Genomic DNA, 16,612 nt, shown 5'->3' on the forward strand with positions numbered 1-16,612 from the left:
GTAAATTGGTATTACCAATTGAACGCGAAAGAACTTAACATACCTCCAACATTCCTGTCTAGGTGAAATTGATTTAAATCATAAAAACACTTAAAAAGGGGTATTTATTAACATTTATTTCGCACTTCGAAAATATTTATGCTAATAGCTGCTTGTAAAGCAAGCACCCCAACCCTTTGAATGTAACACGAATTTAAATTGTACTACAATACGACTTAAATCGTTTCCAGTTGAAGGACAAACCAGGATCGGTCTTGCGGATTGGAGCGATATATTGATGCCCGGTAATTCGATCGGCCGTTATCTGAGGATAGTGTTCCTGTATCGCTTGGGTAACACGTGCAAGAGCTTGGTATTGGTGTTCTGTGTAACTATCAAAATCTGTTCCTTCAAGCTCAATACCTATTGAGTAATCATTGCATTTATCTCGACCTGCAAAACTCGACTGACCTGCATGCCATGCTCTTAGGTTAAACGGAACAAACTGCACTACTTCCCCGTCACGTCTTATTAGACAGTGGGCTGATACTTCCATCTTATGGATAACTTTAAAAAAGGGATGTTCTTCTGGATCTAAACACCCGGTAAAAAAACGTTCGATGGCATCACTTCCATAATGATTTGGAGGCAAGCTAATGTTATGAAGCACCAATAGAGAAATGACCTCTTTTTCAGGTCTCTCATTGCAATGTTGCGATGGAACTCTTCTCGCCTCCACCAGCCAATGATCTTTAGTTATATCCATAAACGACTCATTAAACTTCATCTGTACATCCAAATTAACGCGTAACTATATATACACAAGCAAAAAAACGACATTTGAGAGATTTGATGCTGATTTATTTACTAAGCAGGAGTATCATTCTCACCTCCGTCAATACAGGCTTTAAATGAGTAATGAAAAACTGTCACGATAGCCAAGCTCGTCTTGAATACCTTAAAGAAACACTTCCGAAAGAAATTACCCGTGCTGTATCAGATACCCTGCGCGAAGATCTGGGTGGAACACTGGATCAAAGTGCAGATATTTCTGCCAGCTTAATCCCGGAAAACACGGTGAGTGTTGCCAACCTAATCACTCGCGAACACGGTATTTTTTGTGGCAAGCAATGGACTGAAGAAGTCTTTAAACAGCTCGGTGGTGAAGTCAGTATTGAGTGGCACGTACAAGATGGTGACAGTGTAGAACCAAACCAAAGACTTTGTACGCTAACCGGCCCAGCTCGAGTTCTGCTTACGGGCGAGCGTAACGCAATGAACTTCATTCAAACTCTGTCTGGTTGTGCCACAGAAGTATCAAAGTACGTAAAACAGTTGGAAGGGACGAATTGTAAGCTTCTGGATACTCGAAAGACTATCCCTGGCTTACGCAGTGCTCTCAAGTACGCAGTAGCATGTGGTGGTGGGTTTAACCATCGCATAGGTGTATTTGATGCCTACCTAATCAAAGAAAACCATATCATCGCTTGTGGTGGAATTACAAAAGCGGTCCAAACAGCAAAAGAGCTAAACCCTGGCAAACCAGTCGAAATTGAAACAGAAAGCCTTGAAGAGCTTACTGAAGCCATTGAGGCTGGTGCAGATATCATCATGCTGGATAACTTCACTAAAGATATGATGAGAGAGGCGGTTAAGATCAACCAGGGGCGTGCTGATCTGGAAAACTCAGGCAACGTAACACTGGAAACCATCCGTGAGTTCGCTGAAACAGGTGTTGACTACATTTCTGTTGGCGCACTAACTAAGCACCTAAAGGCGATGGATCTTTCCATGCGATTCCAGTAATTACTTTTCTTAATTCTTCTATTCAGCTCCCAAACGGGAGCTGAATTGTTTAAACCGCTCAATAAAACGTACTATCACTCTCAAACACACTAAAACCGTTGCAACAAACCACTTCTTATCACAACGTTCTTCGCACCCCACACAACATCTGATTTCGAATTTGACTCCCCTTACTTATCCTTTTGTGCCCGAAGAGTATTCCTAAGGTGGATTTATGAAGAATGGATTTACCCTAATAGAACTTATGATTGTGGTGGCAATCATCGGTGTGCTTACCGCAACGGTTATCCCTCAATATCAAAGTCATCTTAAAAAGTCTGAACTCACTGCCTCCCTGGCGACCGCAAATGCATTGAAAATCAATCTGGAAACCTACTTAACTTATTCCGGTTACTTTCCTAGCCTCAGCACACAGGAAAGCCTCACACAAAAACTTGGGGCCAACCAGACACCTCTGGGCAATATCACTACAAAGCAAAACCCGGCTCACCCTCTTGCAGGTCAGATAGTTATGATCTTGTCTGGAACTCAGTTTAGAAACTATGCCAATGAAAATGCCCTTGCTCTTGAACGTGATGAAAAAGGATCCTGGCACTGTGTCACTAACTTACCTGAAAGAGAGCGCGATGCCTTTCCCGAAGGTTGCACAAGAGGGCAAATCTTCTGATGGATTGGCGCTTACTTCCCATATTACAAAAACATAATCTCATTAGTCCGAGTCAGGAGAAGCAGTTGCTCGACGCTTTGCCTGGTATAACGTCTGAGGTAACAGCCATTATCGAGCTCGGTCTGCTAGACTCACCTGTGCTGGCCAAAGAGCTGAGTTCAATATTCAATCTTCCTTTAATAGCGCTTGATAGCTATGACTACTCAAGCGTCTGTCAGGAACTGGGATTAAGAAAGCTTATTACTTCTCACACAGCCCTTCCTGTTAACCTCAAAGAACATACGCTAACACTAGCTCTGACCGATCCTACTAACGATCAAGCGATAAAAGACTTTCAGTTTGCAACTAACTACCAAGTAGAAATGGTATTAGCCGATCACCTGACTATAGTTGCTGCAATTAATAAGCTTTATGGAGAACAATTAGGAGACGACACCGAAACAGGTAAAGACGTTATTTCTGAAGAACTATCTAAGTTAATCACTTCAGCAGAAACAGACAGTAAGAGGCCCGAAGACCTTAGCAATAGTAATGAGCCTATCGCTCGGTATATTCACCAAATTCTTCTGGAAGCTATCGGTAAAAACGCTTCCGACATACATTTTGAGCCCTATGAAGACCACTATCGTATTCGATTAAGACTGGATGGCATTCTCTTTGAAAGTCAGCCCCCTCCAGCCAAGCTTGCTAAACGTTTGTCCGCACGCATCAAAATAATGTCTCAACTGGACATATCTGAAAAGCGCATACCACAAGACGGTCGCATGAAGATAAAACTCAAAGAGAACATGTTTGTTGACCTACGTGTCTCAACACTACCAACACTTTGGGGTGAAAAAATCGTCTTACGACTTTTAGATAGAAGAACCGTTGATTTAGACATCAACACTCTTGGAATGACACCAAGACAAGCTGACTTGTATTGGAACTCCCTACATACTCCTCAAGGGTTGATTTTGGTTACCGGCCCGACAGGCAGTGGAAAAACCGTCTCGCTCTTTTCCGGGTTAAACATTCTAAATAAGACCGAAAGAAACATATCAACAGCAGAAGACCCCGTTGAAATAAACATACCGGGGATCAATCAAGTTCAGATTAACAATAAGATTGGATTCGGATTTTCGCAGGCACTCAGAGCATTTTTACGCCAAGACCCGGATATTGTCATGATAGGCGAAATCCGAGATTTAGAAACGGCAGAAATAGCAGTAAAAGCGGCTCAAACCGGCCATTTAGTTTTGTCTACATTACACACGAACTCTGCTCTTGAATCGCTCTCCAGACTCAAAAACATTGGCGTTTCTGATTACAATATTGTTTCATCATTAAACCTCATGATTGCTCAACGGCTATGTAGAAAACTCTGTTCAAGTTGTAAATTGCCTGCTCAAATACCGACATCTATCAAAGAACTCTTTGAACCTAACGCCCCTATCTATCAGGCCAACTCACAAGGATGCCAAAAATGTCACTCAGGCTATCTTGGCCGCACTGGTCTCTATGAAGTGATTGAAATGACTGCTGAGTTAAAAGATGCGATGGCAAGAAGTGAAAGCATTCTCGAGTTAGAGTCTATCGCCCGGAAACAAGGTGCTATTTCGCTAAAACAATCCGGAATAGAAAAACTCAAACAAGGAATCACCAGTTATGCCGAACTTCAGCGAATCCTCAAACTCTCACTATAGAGCAAAGCAAAGAGTACTGAAGTGCTTTATATGGAAGGGGATTATTTCTTCAGGAGAGCTCAAAAGTGCCTATCAGCTAGCGTATACCGAAGCAGAAGTTCGCGAGGAACTGGCAAATCAAAACATCCAAATCATTAGAATAAGGTCTAAATCACCTTCAACTTACACACAGATTCAAAATAGAATCACAGAAAAAGATATCCACTACATCACCAAGCAATTAGGTTCAATGATTACGGCAAGCCTGCCTCTATCAAAAGCTTTAAGGTTGATTGCCAGGAACACGAATAAAGCGAGTATTCGTTCACTGTTAGTTTTAGTCACCAAAGATATCGAAGAAGGAAAAACACTGTCGCAATCTTTGCGTCAGGCCAATCATCACTTTTCAGGAGCATACTCAGACTTAATCGAAGCTGGAGAAAAAACAGGAAAGTTACCCGAGGCATTTGAGCAAATTATAGGCTACCAAAGCAAAAGTTTAAGCCTGAAAACAAACCTTAAAAAAGCAATGCTGTACCCAATTATCGTATTGTCGGTCACAACAACTGTGCTTACTTTGATGCTGTTAGTTGTGATTCCTGAATTTGAAGCAATGTTCAGGAATCTTGATGGTCAATTGCCCTGGCTAACAAAGATGTTGATATCTATATCAGAATGGTTCCAGGCTCGTTTTCAGCTACTCTTGGTATCTATGTTTAGTCTTGTATTAGTTCTATGGCAGTTCTACACCAAAAGTGAAAGGTTTCGGTATTGGTTCAGCAAAACAATTTTAAGGTTACCTGTGATAGGTGACCTGACAATCAAGTCCAGCATTGCCCGTTTTTGCAGAACACTCTCAACTTGTTATAGCGCAGGCATCCCGATACTAAACGCACTCGATTTATCGTCAAAAGCGACGAGTAGCCCTTATTATCAGAAAGCCCTTAAGAGCATTATTGCTTCTGCTGCTTCGGGAACATCTCTTCACCTTGCAATACAACAGACCAATAAGTTCCCTCCGGTAGTAAGCCAAATGATTATGGCTGGAGAAGAGTCCGGTATGTTGGAGCACATGTTAACTAAGCTGGCAGACATGTACGAATCCGAAGTTGATGATAGTATCGAGAGTCTTGGCAAAACCATTGAACCTGTTTTAATTGTTGTTCTCAGTGCAGTAATCGGAACAATAGTCGTATCCATGTACCTACCGATCTTTAACTTACTGAGTGTGTTAGGGTAGAATCCATCTCAACCAGCCCTGAATGAGTATCAAAATGGAATTGTTGTATATCTACCCTTGGCTTTTTCCTGTATTAGCGTCTATTTTGGGTTTAATCGTTGGAAGCTTTCTGAACGTAGTTATCCATCGTCTCCCGATCATGATGGAGCGAGAGTGGAAACAAGACTGTGCGGAAACATTTCCAGAGCTAAATATACCTGTGGAAGAAGGGACGTTTAACCTCAGTAAGCCACGCTCCCGTTGCCCAAAATGCAACACGCCTATCAGGGCAATCGACAACATTCCGGTTCTTAGTTGGCTGATGCTGCGGGGAAAATGCCACAAATGCTCTACCTCAATTAGCATTCGCTATCCACTAATAGAAATACTCACTGCCGTGATGTGTCTGACGGTGGCATTAGTCATGGGATTCAACTACTTCGCTGTAGCCGCACTTTTCTTCACTTTTGTACTGATAAGCGCCACTTTCATCGACTTCGATACGATGTTATTGCCAGATCAGCTTACTCTGCCTTTGATGTGGGGTGGAATCGCATTATCTCTGATTGGTTGGAGCCCTGTTTCGTTGGAAGATGCGATCATAGGTGCGATGGCTGGTTATCTCTGCTTATGGTCAGTTTACTGGTTATTTAAGTTGCTGACAGGTAAAGAAGGGATGGGTTATGGTGACTTCAAGTTACTCGCAGCTTTAGGGGCATGGCTAGGTTGGCAAGCTCTACCAATCATCGTACTTCTTTCGTCATTTGTTGGTCTGTTCTTCGGCATAATACAGCTAAGAATGCAAAAGAAAGGCATAGATAAGTCCTTTCCATTTGGCCCTTATCTGGCAATAGCTGGGTGGATTGCTCTGCTTTGGGGTGTAGATATCACCAACTGGTATTTCACGAACATTCTGGGGATTTAATATGCCTTATATCGTCGGATTAACTGGCGGAATCGCTAGCGGCAAAACGACTGTCGCAAACCTATTTCAGAATGAATTTAAGGTTCAGGCTGTTGATGCGGATATCGTTGCAAGAGAAGTGGTGGAACCAGGTACCACAGGGCTGAATGAAATCGAAAAGCGATTTGGTAAAGAGATTCTCACCACTTCAGGCCAGCTCAACAGAGCCAAGCTGCGTGAAATCATTTTCTCTAAACCAGAAGAAAAAGATTGGCTAAACAATTTACTTCATCCGATTATTCGCCAAGAGATGAAGCAGCAACTAGCAAATATCTCATCACCATATGGACTCTTTATTGTTCCTTTACTGGTAGAAAACCAGATGCAATCAATGACGGACAGAATTCTGGTCGTAGATGTTAGCCCTGAGACTCAAATTCAGCGTACAATAAAGCGTGATAACGTATCTGAATCGCAAGTAAAATCAATATTGGCTTCCCAGGCAGATAGAAAACAGAGACTTGCTATCGCAGATGATGTTATCCTAAACGATAATGAGAATCTGGATCTGCTGCCCAGAGTTGCAGAATTACACGCTAAGTATCTATCTCTCAGTCAAAGCTCCCACTAACATTGTGTAGTAAGTAACCAACCGAGAGGATATTAAGGTCGCGGAATGACAAATCATAAATTTGAACACCCACTAAATGAGAAAACCCGCATTTACCTCAGAGTTGAAGCTCTGTTGAGGCAGATGCACCATTCCGCAAACTTTTCAGATAACCATCAATATCATCAGTTCTTTCGTTCGATTTTCGATTTATTAGAGATATTCGATCAGATTCAGCTAAAAGCTGAACTCGCGAAAGATATAGAAAAGCAAAGACTTTCCTATAAGAGTTGGTTAAATGTCGAAGGCGTTAATCAGGAAAAGCTATTATCAGTACTGGAAGAGTTAGATCTCGTTCATAAAAAGCTGATGGGAGCAGAAAGATTCGGCCGTACTTTAAAGGAAGATCGTTTCCTAAGCTCAATCCGCCAGAGGTTCAACCTACCAGGCGGAACTTGTTGTTTCGACTTACCTGCACTGCACTACTGGAACCACCTTCCCCTCGAAACGAGAAAGAAGAATGCCGAAGGCTGGATGGAGACCTTGCAACCGCTGTCTGAGTCACTGAATTTGTGGCTACAGCTATGCCGCGAATCTGGCTACTTTAAACCGCAAATAGCACGAAATGGCTTTTTTCAAAGTGATGCTGAAGAAGCCAATATTCTGCGGCTGAACATTCCGTTAAAAGATGGTGTCTATCCAATGATCTCAGGTCATAAAAACCGATTCGCTATCAAGTTTATGTCCTTCTCGACAGGACAAGCAAGCAGTCAGGATATCGAGTTTGAACTGGCTATATGTAGCTAACAACCAGATACAATAAACCGCATCGTTCGATGCGGTTTTTTATTACTAGTCAAATAGCTTACTGCTCGTCTCGCTTGAACACCAGTTCTGTCGCAGTAGATTCTGCTTCATCAAAGTAGTAACCAGCAACATCAAACTTAGTCAGTCCTTCTACACTGCTCACTCGGTTGTCAATAATATAACGGGCCATCATGCCGCGAGCCTTTTTGGCATAAAAGCTGATCACTTTATACTTGCCATTCTTACAGTCTTTAAATACTGGAGTGATTACGCTGGCATCAAGTGACTTAAGTTTAACCGACTTGAAATACTCGTTGGAAGCTAGGTTTATCAGGACATTGTCACCTTGCTGATTAAGAGCTTCGTTCAGCTTATCTGTGATGATGTTTCCCCAGAACTGATATAGGTTTGTACCTCGTTCATTTCCAAGCTTAGTACCCATCTCAAGGCGATATGGCTGCATTAAGTCAAGAGGCTTTAGTAAGCCGTATAATCCAGAAAGAATACGAAGATGTGACTGAGCATAGTTAAAGTCGTCTTCACTCATAGTTTCCGCTTCCAACCCGGTGTATACATCCCCTTTGAAAGCAAGAATCGACTGCTTGGCATTTTCCCGATTGAAAGTCTCTTGCCACTGCTCAAAACGAGCCACATTCAGACCTGCAATTTTATCGCTCACCTTCATCAATGCAGAAATATCCTGAGGCGTAAGTTGGCGGCACACCTCAATCAGTTCCTTTGAGTGATCTACCAATTCTGGTTGAGTATAGGTTTGTGTCACTGGTGGAGTTTCGTAATCTAATGTTTTTGCTGGCGATATAACAATAAGCATGACTTTCTTCCTGACTGAATAATTTTTATAACTGGCTCTAAATTGAATAGTAATGAAAACACGCACCTAAGTCAGCACGGCTTTCTCTATTGTTCTGATAGGTACTATATAGCAAGCCTTAAGGTGAGTTAACCTTATCCTTTTCCCTCCAAATCCCCTCTTCCAACTGAGAGTGAAGTTCAGGATAATCTTTCGGATTAAACTTTGGAACTCTGCCCGACATTAACTGCTGGTTGTAGTCCCTGGCTAACTTAATCACAATTTCAGACAGAAGCAGTATTGCCACCAGATTTACGATGACCATCAACCCCATAGATACGTCTGCTAGTGACCAGACCACCTCTACTGGCTTTATTGCACCAAACATAACCATAAGCAGTACAAGAGCTCTGAAGAAGTTCATCCCAGCCTTATGATTGTGCTCAATAAACATCAGATTTGTCTCAGCATAAGAGTAGTTGGCAATAATGGAAGTAAAAGCAAAAAAGAAAATTGCTACGGTGATAAAAATACTTCCCCACTCTCCTGTTTGTGAGCTTAAAGCTCTGTGCGTCAATTCTATCCCTGACATTTCGCCATTGGGTACATATTCCCCGGAAAGAAGAATAATAGCGACCGTCGCGCTACAAATTACTAACGTGTCAAAAAAAACACCCAGCATTTGAACATAACCCTGCGATGCGGGATGCGGCGGGTAAGGAGTTGCAGAAGCAGCTACGTTGGGAGCAGAACCCATTCCCGCTTCGTTTGAAAACAAACCTCGTTTTATCCCATTTATCATCGCCTGAGCGATGGCGTACCCAACACCACCAGCCGCAGCTTCTTGAAATCCAAATGCACTTTTAAAGATCAAAACCAGTATCGATGGAACTTGCTCGATATTGATAATCAGGAAAAATAAGGCGATACCTAAGTAAGCCAGGGCCATAAAAGGAACAATAATCTCTGCTGTTCTTGCAATCACCCTCAGACCACCAAAGATCACAACAGCAGATAAAGCAACAATACCAAAACCAACGTATACGGGATTCCAGCCAAAGGTCACCTGCATGGCGCTCGCTATCGAGTTGGCCTGAACGGCATTAAAAACCAACCCGAATGAAATAATAAGGAATATAGAAAAGACAACACCGAGCCAGCGCATCCCGAGTCCTTTCTCGATATAGTACGCAGGGCCTCCCCGATAGCTTCCGTCACGGTCTTTCGTTTTATAAAGCTGAGCCAGAGTACTCTCAGCAAAGGCCGTTGGCATCCCTAACATGGCGATTAGCCACATCCAAAAGATAGCTCCAGGTCCACCAACGGTTAATGCAACTGCGACACCAGCCATATTACCGGTACCAACACGCGCTGCCAGACTGGTACATAGAGCCTGAAAAGATGAGATACCCGCTTTGTCGGATTTTCGGCTACTTTTTAGGACAGAAAACATATGGCGGAAGTGCCGGAACTGGATGAAATTTAACTTTACAGTAAAAAAGATACCTACCCCAATCAGCAGGTAGATCAACACTGCCCCCCAAAGTAGATCACTCATTATATAAATTACTTCTTCCACCAAAGCTCCTTTTGGTACTTCTGCCTAACTGCATACAGCAAGAGTTAGTTTAGTCCTTTTGGCCAATACTACACGATTTGTACTATCAGAATTAAACGACAATCTGGAATTCGGTTATTTTTCAACCAACTAATATGTTCAAACTGTGAATTAGTGTTAATTTTCTAATAAAAGCTTCATAGAAGAGAAACAAATGAGAAACACATCATGGCTAACCTGATGGCAGTTATGTTACTTAAGTACCTGAGACACTCTGGTTAGGATTAATTACAATAAGTGAGGTCGCACATGAATGGATTTGCACTAGATGACATCATGGAAATGAATGAAGGTCAGACTCGCTCAAGCAGAGCTAAACCAGCCAAACGAAAATGGCGCGAAATAGAGGCAATTAAGGATCGCCAGCGCTTACAGAAAGAGCTGATGGATCTGGATTGCTGTCTGGATTACAGTATCGACGATATCGACTTATAACGAATTTACCAAACAGGCACCTCATCGGTGCCTGTTTGGTATTTATTAGAATGCTTTATCAAATAGCTTCCTGATCCGTCTGGCGAACACGTTCAGCAAGCTGCTTGTACTTGTCGGCAATAGTATCCCCAAATACCGGGTCATCATCAGTCTGCTCCCACAGGCTCTCTACTGCTTGCCAATCATGAGTCGTAAACGTCTTGTTGATTACAGGAAGAACTTCATGCTCTTCAAAATCCAGATGACGTTTTTGTTCCTGAATAAATGACTCTAGCTGATCTGCAAATACATCTAACGGAACGACGGCATCCTGAAGAATCATCTCCACAATATCCAAAAAATCATGAGTCTTGGCAGAAAGCTCCACATGATCCTTTTCCAGATCTTTCATCTCCTGATTATGCACTTTATCTCCGGCACCATAAGTCTTGATATAATACTGATATAAAATATCTTCTTTTGGATGGTGGGTAGATTCGGAATGACTGGATAGGTAATCGACTATCTCTTTTATCAAGCTGTAGTTGATAGGTTCTTCACTACGAATTCGATTAAGCTTCTTTCTAAGTATCGCCAGTAATCGAACCATGTAGCCATGTTCGCGGCGAATCTGCTCTATCATCATCGCTTCCTTCTCCTTATCTAATTGTCCTTAATAAATATAAGTGTATAAAAGAATCCGGAAGCTTGCCTTGATAACTGTCTAGAATTTCAACAATAAATTAGTAAGTACTAATCTAGCTTTGGTTGCCAATCGATAACTTTAAAGCCTTTTTGGGACAAAATCTCATTGGTTTGGGAGAAGTGTTTACTACCAAAAAAACCACGATGGGCTGACAGTGGAGAAGGGTGCGGTGCCATCAATACATGGTGACGGTTACGGTCAATTACCCGCCCTTTCTTCTGAGCATGCGCTCCCCACAGCAGAAAAATAACCCCTTCACAGTGCTCGTTGACTGCTTCGATTACTCTGTCTGTAAAGGTTTCCCAACCTGTTTTTGAATGAGAATGGGCTTTACCCTGCTCGACAGTTAAAACCGTGTTCAAAAGCAATACACCCTGCTCCGCCCAACTTTTCAGGTAGCCGTGTCCTGGAATCTCAAAACCGGGAATATCCTGCGCCAGCTCTTTGTACATGTTTACTAGAGACGGAGGTGTTTTAACACCAGGAAGTACAGAAAAACAGAGACCATGAGCTTGGTTAGGTCCGTGGTAAGGGTCTTGTCCTAAAATGACCACTTTGACATCGGAAAGCTCTGTGTAACGAAACGCATTGAATACATCCTGCGCTGGAGGGTAAACAGTCTTGCCTGAATCGCGCTCGGCCTGCACAAAGGCCATAGTCTGACGGAAGTACTCTTGTTCTTTTTCACGACCGATGACATCGTGCCATGTAAGTGCTTGGCTCATTTCTGATTCCCCTAAAATTTTGTCGGAATGATTATACCGATTTTAAAGGAATCAGAAAGTCGACTTAACCTGAATCAATGGTGCCTTTGTGGTGTTCGAAAGTGACCTCGCCCTTGGATATGGCGGTTTGGTACAGGTATAGAGCGAGAACGATTAATTGAAGTTGAAGATAAACGCATATGGCACCTCTTACGACTTTGGTATAACACAACCTTAGTAATGAAAGATCAGTGCCAGCTTTTCAAAATATGCTCATCCTGAACTTCAACTCTCTGGATACTAACTACTTTTTATTTCAAGATGACGAAGTGCTTGTATTTCATCCTTCCAGATTTCTGGTTCAATTGTCTCTAAGATCAATGGGATAGAATTAAATCGACTGTCCTGAGCAATATACTCAAAGCAGTCCCAGCCAATTTCACCCTGTCCCAGAGAGTGATGTCGATCGACTTTCCCTGCGAGTTTTGTTTTTGAATCATTAAGATGCATTGCTCGTAAATAGTGCATACCTACAACTCGATCAAACTCTGCGAATGTCTCCTCGCAAGCTTCTTTTGTTCTGAGATCGTATCCAGCGGCAAAGGTGTGGCAAGTATCGAGGCAAACCCCTACCCTTTCTTTATCCTCCACCAGCTCAATGATCTCCGCCAGGTGTTCAAACTTCCAGCCAAGGTTAGTTCCCTGCCCAGCTGTATTTTCTATTACAGCGATAACCTCAGGTACGGTTTTGTGCGCCAGATTGATCGACTCAGCGATCTTTGCCAGACACTCTTGTTCAGATATTTTCTTAAGGTGACTTCCCGGATGGAAATTCAGTAGAGTCAGCCCTAGCTGACTACAGCGCTCCATTTCATCGATAAACGCATTACGAGACTTTTCTAACTTTTCTTCTTCAGGTGCTCCAAGGTTTATCAGGTAGGAATCATGGGGAAGAATCTGTTCAGATTTATAACCTAACTTTGCGCAGTTTTGTTTAAAGCCGCGAATACTCTCATCAGTAAGAGGCTTTGCTACCCATTGCCTTTGGTTTTTAGTAAACAGTGCGAATGCATTTGCTTCAATCTCACTCGCTCTGATAGGTGCATTTTCAACACCACCAGCGGCAGAAACATGGGCTCCGAAATATTTATTACTCACTACTTTCTCTCTATGTTTTCTTTTGTACTTTTTTCACTACATTGCCAAAGCGAAACACCAAAGTAAATCCTTAAATTGATAACGCATCATTATCAATTAATCGACATTTATGTAGTAAACAAACAACAATAAATTCACTTTTGAAAATTTCAAAAATATCAGTAAAATCCAGAACTTACTGTTTTTAAACATTTATTGATGTACCTCAAGGAAAATACCTTAAAATTTTCGAGGTTTTTAGTTGTATTTTGACTTAAATCAATATTATTATAACCACAACAAGCTAACGCAAGATGCTCAACAAATTAATAATTACCACACAAATTGTGATTTAGGAGAAAGTTATGATTCAGGGTATTCAAATTACTAAAGCAGCAAACGATGAGCTACTAAACTCTATCTGGCTACTAGACACTGAAAAGAACGAAGCACGCTGTGTTGCAGCAGCTACTGGCTACGAAGCTGATCAGGTTGTAGCAGCATCTGAGCTAGGTGAGTTCGAAAGCCGTGAAGTTGCTATCGAAACAGCACCAAAAATCGAAGGTGGTCAGCACCTGAACGTTAACGTTCTGAAGCGTGAAACTCTTGAAGATGCAGTAGCACACCCAGAGAACTACCCACAGCTAACTATCCGTGTATCTGGTTACGCTGTACGCTTCAACTCTCTGACTCCAGAGCAACAGCGCGACGTTATCGCTCGTACTTTTACTGAAACTCTATAATTCAGTACTCAAGTTTCCAAAAAGCAGCATCCGATGATGCTGCTTTTTTTATGCCTGTAACCTGCAATCAGGCTCATTGGGAGTACTCTACTCCATGAGCAGTATAATTAAAAAAGACGGATGATTTGCTGGGTGTGCTCGATGGAATGAACATGCGAGTAGTTATCTAGGTAACATTATTATCATAGCTGAATAAGCGGTTTATGGAATCGAGCATTCCCAGTAAATCATTCCCCCCCTAATCAGAAATTCCTTAAACAAATGTAACAAACGGAATTAACTCATATTGCGAATGTAAGTAAGCATTAATACCTACTATTACTCGCTTATATAGACAGATAGCATCCTTGTATCTCAACAATCTATTTATATAAGAAAGAAAGGATAACCCCATATGAGCATGACCATGCTAACTATAATACTTACCGCTCTGTTAACAGGTGTGATTGTCGGACTCGTCGCGATTGTTTTGTCTAAAGAGATGTCATGATTGGTGTTAATGCTTCTAACAAAAAGAGCGCTTTCCATCCACCGGGTAAGCGCTCTTTCTTTATCTGCTTTTGATTCTATTTGATACTTAGCGGATGCTTCTCAGCTTAGCCTTTAGTGCATCGAAATCAGCATCCATCTCGTCGGACAGAAGCTCCATCGCTGCATGCTTAGCCAATGGTCCCGGAACTTCGATATCCTTATCCAGGATCTCATCAACCACCTCTTTGAACTTCGCTGGGTGAGCAGTACAAAGGAACAGGCCTGTTTCACCTTCCTGTAACTGCTCATCTAGCACACGGTAAGCAATCGCACCGTGAGGTTCACACAGATAATCCATACCATTTAGCTCACGCACAGAATCCGCACTCTGCTCGTCTGTAACTGCACCTTTACCCAGTGTATCTAAACCCCAGCCTTTGATGCGGCAAAGCTCTTCAATTCGAGGCCAGTTGTTTGGCTGACTTACGTCCATTGCGTTTGAAGTAGTCGCGATAGTTGGCTTAGGTTCCCACTCACCAGTTTCAAGGTAACGAGGAACGGTGTCATTTACGTTAGTTGCCGCGATAAAGCGTTTTACCGGAAGTCCAAGCGCTTTAGCAAGCATCCCCGCAGTTAAGTTACCGAAGTTACCACTTGGTACTGACACAACCAAATTCTCGCGCTCTTCCTTACTCATCTGCGATGCTGCTTCAAAGTAGTAGCAGATCTGAGCCATCAGACGGCTAATGTTGATTGAGTTCGCTGAGTTAAGACCGATCTCTTCACGCAGTGCCTGATCTTCAAATGACTGTTTAACCAGTGACTGACACGCGTCAAAATCGCTGTTGATTGCAACGGTGTGAATGTTTTTACCAAGTGTACAGAACAGCTTTTCCTGAAGTGGGCTGATCTTTCCTTTAGGATAAAGGATCACGACATCGATATTTTCCATACCGTAGAAAGCATGAGCTACAGCGGCACCAGTATCACCCGATGTTGCCGTCAGAATAGTGATTTTGCCACCGTCAGATACTGCTGCAAGAGACTGAGCCATAAAGCGGCCACCAAAGTCTTTAAATGCCAGCGTAGGACCATGGAAAAGCTCAAGGGCATAGACACCATCTTTTACCTGATTAATCGGTGCTGGGAACTGGAAAGCGTTGCCTACGAGTTCTTCTACCTTTTCTGGGCTTAACTCATCACCAATCAGTGCAGAGAGAATTTTACCGCTGCGGGTAATAAAGTCTTCTGCCAATAGAGCATCTACATCATCAAACTTTGGCAGTTCAGATGGAAAAAACAACCCTTGATTACGGCCTAACCCCTGGCGAACGGCTTGGCCAAAGGATACAACTTCATCATTCTCTTTTATGTTATAAAGCTTCATAGCTCACTTCCTGTAACGATCGAACCTTGTTTGTCCAGACGGCAAACGTGAACGAATCCTTCATCATTTTGTACGTAATTTTGTTCTAACCAGCGAGCAACTCGCTCAGCGACATCTTTTTCTTTGCAAACGCTAAATAGGGTTGGGCCTGATCCTGATATACCCGTCGCGAGAGCACCTGCTGAGGTAGCGTACTTACGTGCATTCGCAAAACCCGGCAGTAGTTTCTCACGATACGGTTCAGCGATCACGTCTTTGATCATTTTTGCAGCTAATTCAGGCTGCCCTGAATGACACGCATGAATAAAACCAGCAAGGTGGCGACCATGGGCGATAATGTCCTGGCGACGATACTGGGATGGCAAAATTTCACGCGCTTCCGCAGTGGATACTTTAATACCCGGATACGCCATCACCCAATACCAATCATCAAAGCATGGTACTTCCTGACTGATAATGCCAAGCTCTTCCAACATTAATTGAACACCGCCCAGATAACACGGAGCAACGTTATCGTAATGAACACCACCAGAGATCTTACCTTCCATCTCTCCCATCAGTGCCAGCAGTTCCATCTCGTTTAACGGTTGACCATGGAAACGATTCAGAGCATCCAGTGCTGCAACGATAGAACAGGCGGAAGAACCAAGGCCCGAACCGATAGGCATATTCTTTTCAAGAGTCATGGTTAAAGGCTTCAGCTCGACACCTTTTTTCTCTAACTCTCTGGCAAATACAACCCAGCAGTCGTAAACAATGTTCTCTTTTGGGTTCTCCGGTAGCTTAGATACAAAGTTACCTGCGGTATTCAAAGCAAAAGGCTCACTTCCTGCTTTAACTTCTACTCTGTCGCCAAGTAGTGTCCCATCAATAGGAGACACTGCTGCGCCAAGTACATCGAAACCAACACTCACATTCCCGATTGAAGCGGGAGCGTAAACAACAACACTCATGTCACTTGATTC

Annotated in this window: 17 protein-coding genes; 9 read left to right on the plus strand and 8 right to left on the minus strand. The window is 42.7% G+C overall.

Features of this window, described 5'->3' with window-relative positions; translation table 11 throughout:
• Positions 1 to 193: 193 nt before the first annotated feature.
• Entirely contained in the window at positions 194 to 766 is a 573-nt protein-coding gene (gene ampD, locus SNR28_RS23405; protein ID WP_375751285.1) for a 1,6-anhydro-N-acetylmuramyl-L-alanine amidase AmpD, read from the minus strand.
• A 131-nt stretch (positions 767 to 897) separates the two neighbouring features.
• Between ampD and nadC the strand changes: the two genes are divergently transcribed.
• The 7 genes from nadC (at position 898) to zapD (ending at position 7,656) form a co-directional block, all read left to right on the plus strand.
• The gene (gene nadC / locus SNR28_RS23410) at positions 898 to 1,785 is read left to right on the plus strand and encodes a carboxylating nicotinate-nucleotide diphosphorylase (protein WP_375751286.1); all 888 of its coding nucleotides are present in this window, start codon (positions 898 to 900) and stop codon (positions 1,783 to 1,785) included.
• 214 nt (positions 1,786 to 1,999) lie between these two features.
• Positions 2,000 to 2,452 carry a pilin gene (locus SNR28_RS23415; protein WP_375751287.1) on the plus strand — a complete coding sequence of 151 codons (453 nt, stop codon included), beginning with the start codon at positions 2,000 to 2,002 and terminating at the stop codon, positions 2,450 to 2,452.
• Positions 2,452 to 4,137, plus strand: coding sequence for a type IV-A pilus assembly ATPase PilB (pilB, locus tag SNR28_RS23420; protein WP_375751288.1), 1,686 nt, complete (start codon positions 2,452 to 2,454; stop codon positions 4,135 to 4,137). Before SNR28_RS23415 ends, pilB begins: the two co-directional genes overlap by 1 nt.
• Positions 4,100 to 5,356 (plus strand): type II secretion system F family protein, encoded by a 1,257-nt coding sequence (locus SNR28_RS23425; protein ID WP_375751289.1) that lies wholly within the window; start codon positions 4,100 to 4,102, stop codon positions 5,354 to 5,356. The genes pilB and SNR28_RS23425 overlap by 38 nt, the downstream gene beginning before the upstream one ends.
• Before the next feature lie 34 nt (positions 5,357 to 5,390).
• Entirely contained in the window at positions 5,391 to 6,260 is an 870-nt protein-coding gene (locus tag SNR28_RS23430) for a prepilin peptidase (protein WP_375751290.1), read from the plus strand.
• A 1-nt stretch (position 6,261) separates the two neighbouring features.
• A complete protein-coding gene (gene coaE / locus SNR28_RS23435; protein ID WP_375751291.1) occupies positions 6,262 to 6,870 on the plus strand; it encodes a dephospho-CoA kinase in 609 nt (202 codons plus the stop codon).
• Between the two features lie 45 nt (positions 6,871 to 6,915).
• Positions 6,916 to 7,656, plus strand: coding sequence for a cell division protein ZapD (gene zapD / locus SNR28_RS23440; RefSeq protein WP_375751292.1), 741 nt, complete (start codon positions 6,916 to 6,918; stop codon positions 7,654 to 7,656).
• Positions 7,657 to 7,714: 58 nt separating this feature from the next.
• On the opposite strand, the gene yaaA is transcribed toward zapD, so the two are convergent.
• Both yaaA and SNR28_RS23450 read right to left on the minus strand, forming a co-directional pair.
• Positions 7,715 to 8,488 carry a peroxide stress protein YaaA gene (yaaA, locus tag SNR28_RS23445; protein WP_375751294.1) on the minus strand — a complete coding sequence of 258 codons (774 nt, stop codon included), beginning with the start codon at positions 8,486 to 8,488 and terminating at the stop codon, positions 7,715 to 7,717.
• 118 nt (positions 8,489 to 8,606) lie between these two features.
• Positions 8,607 to 10,025 (minus strand): alanine/glycine:cation symporter family protein, encoded by a 1,419-nt coding sequence (locus SNR28_RS23450; RefSeq protein ID WP_375754158.1) that lies wholly within the window; start codon positions 10,023 to 10,025, stop codon positions 8,607 to 8,609.
• A gap of 309 nt (positions 10,026 to 10,334) precedes the next feature.
• On the opposite strand from SNR28_RS23450, the gene SNR28_RS23455 reads away from it, so the two are divergent.
• The gene (locus SNR28_RS23455) at positions 10,335 to 10,520 is read left to right on the plus strand and encodes a DUF3545 family protein (RefSeq protein WP_375751295.1); all 186 of its coding nucleotides are present in this window, start codon (positions 10,335 to 10,337) and stop codon (positions 10,518 to 10,520) included.
• A gap of 58 nt (positions 10,521 to 10,578) precedes the next feature.
• Here the strand turns inward: SNR28_RS23455 and SNR28_RS23460 are convergent, their stop codons facing one another.
• From SNR28_RS23460 to nfo, 3 genes are all read right to left on the minus strand, one after another.
• Positions 10,579 to 11,145, minus strand: coding sequence for a hemerythrin domain-containing protein (locus SNR28_RS23460; RefSeq protein ID WP_375751296.1), 567 nt, complete (start codon positions 11,143 to 11,145; stop codon positions 10,579 to 10,581).
• Between the two features lie 107 nt (positions 11,146 to 11,252).
• Complete coding sequence (gene ung / locus SNR28_RS23465) at positions 11,253 to 11,930, minus strand: uracil-DNA glycosylase (protein ID WP_375751297.1); 678 nt, start codon at positions 11,928 to 11,930, stop codon at positions 11,253 to 11,255.
• A 279-nt stretch (positions 11,931 to 12,209) separates the two neighbouring features.
• Positions 12,210 to 13,067, minus strand: coding sequence for a deoxyribonuclease IV (gene nfo, locus SNR28_RS23470; RefSeq protein ID WP_375751298.1), 858 nt, complete (start codon positions 13,065 to 13,067; stop codon positions 12,210 to 12,212).
• A 344-nt stretch (positions 13,068 to 13,411) separates the two neighbouring features.
• Here nfo and grcA point away from each other — a divergent pair, with 344 nt between their 5' ends.
• Complete coding sequence (gene grcA, locus SNR28_RS23475; protein ID WP_375751299.1) at positions 13,412 to 13,789, plus strand: autonomous glycyl radical cofactor GrcA; 378 nt, start codon at positions 13,412 to 13,414, stop codon at positions 13,787 to 13,789.
• Between the two features lie 577 nt (positions 13,790 to 14,366).
• Here grcA and thrC read toward each other — a convergent pair.
• Positions 14,367 to 15,647: a threonine synthase gene (gene thrC / locus SNR28_RS23480; RefSeq protein ID WP_375751300.1), complete on the minus strand. Its 1,281-nt coding sequence runs from the start codon at positions 15,645 to 15,647 to the stop codon at positions 14,367 to 14,369.
• Positions 15,644 to 16,600, minus strand: coding sequence for a homoserine kinase (gene thrB, locus SNR28_RS23485; protein WP_375754159.1), 957 nt, complete (start codon positions 16,598 to 16,600; stop codon positions 15,644 to 15,646). The genes thrC and thrB overlap by 4 nt, the downstream gene beginning before the upstream one ends.
• Positions 16,601 to 16,612: the final 12 nt, after the last annotated feature.

It is taken from the genome of Vibrio iocasae (genome assembly GCF_042245395.1).
Taxonomy (GTDB): domain Bacteria; phylum Pseudomonadota; class Gammaproteobacteria; order Enterobacterales; family Vibrionaceae; genus Vibrio; species Vibrio iocasae.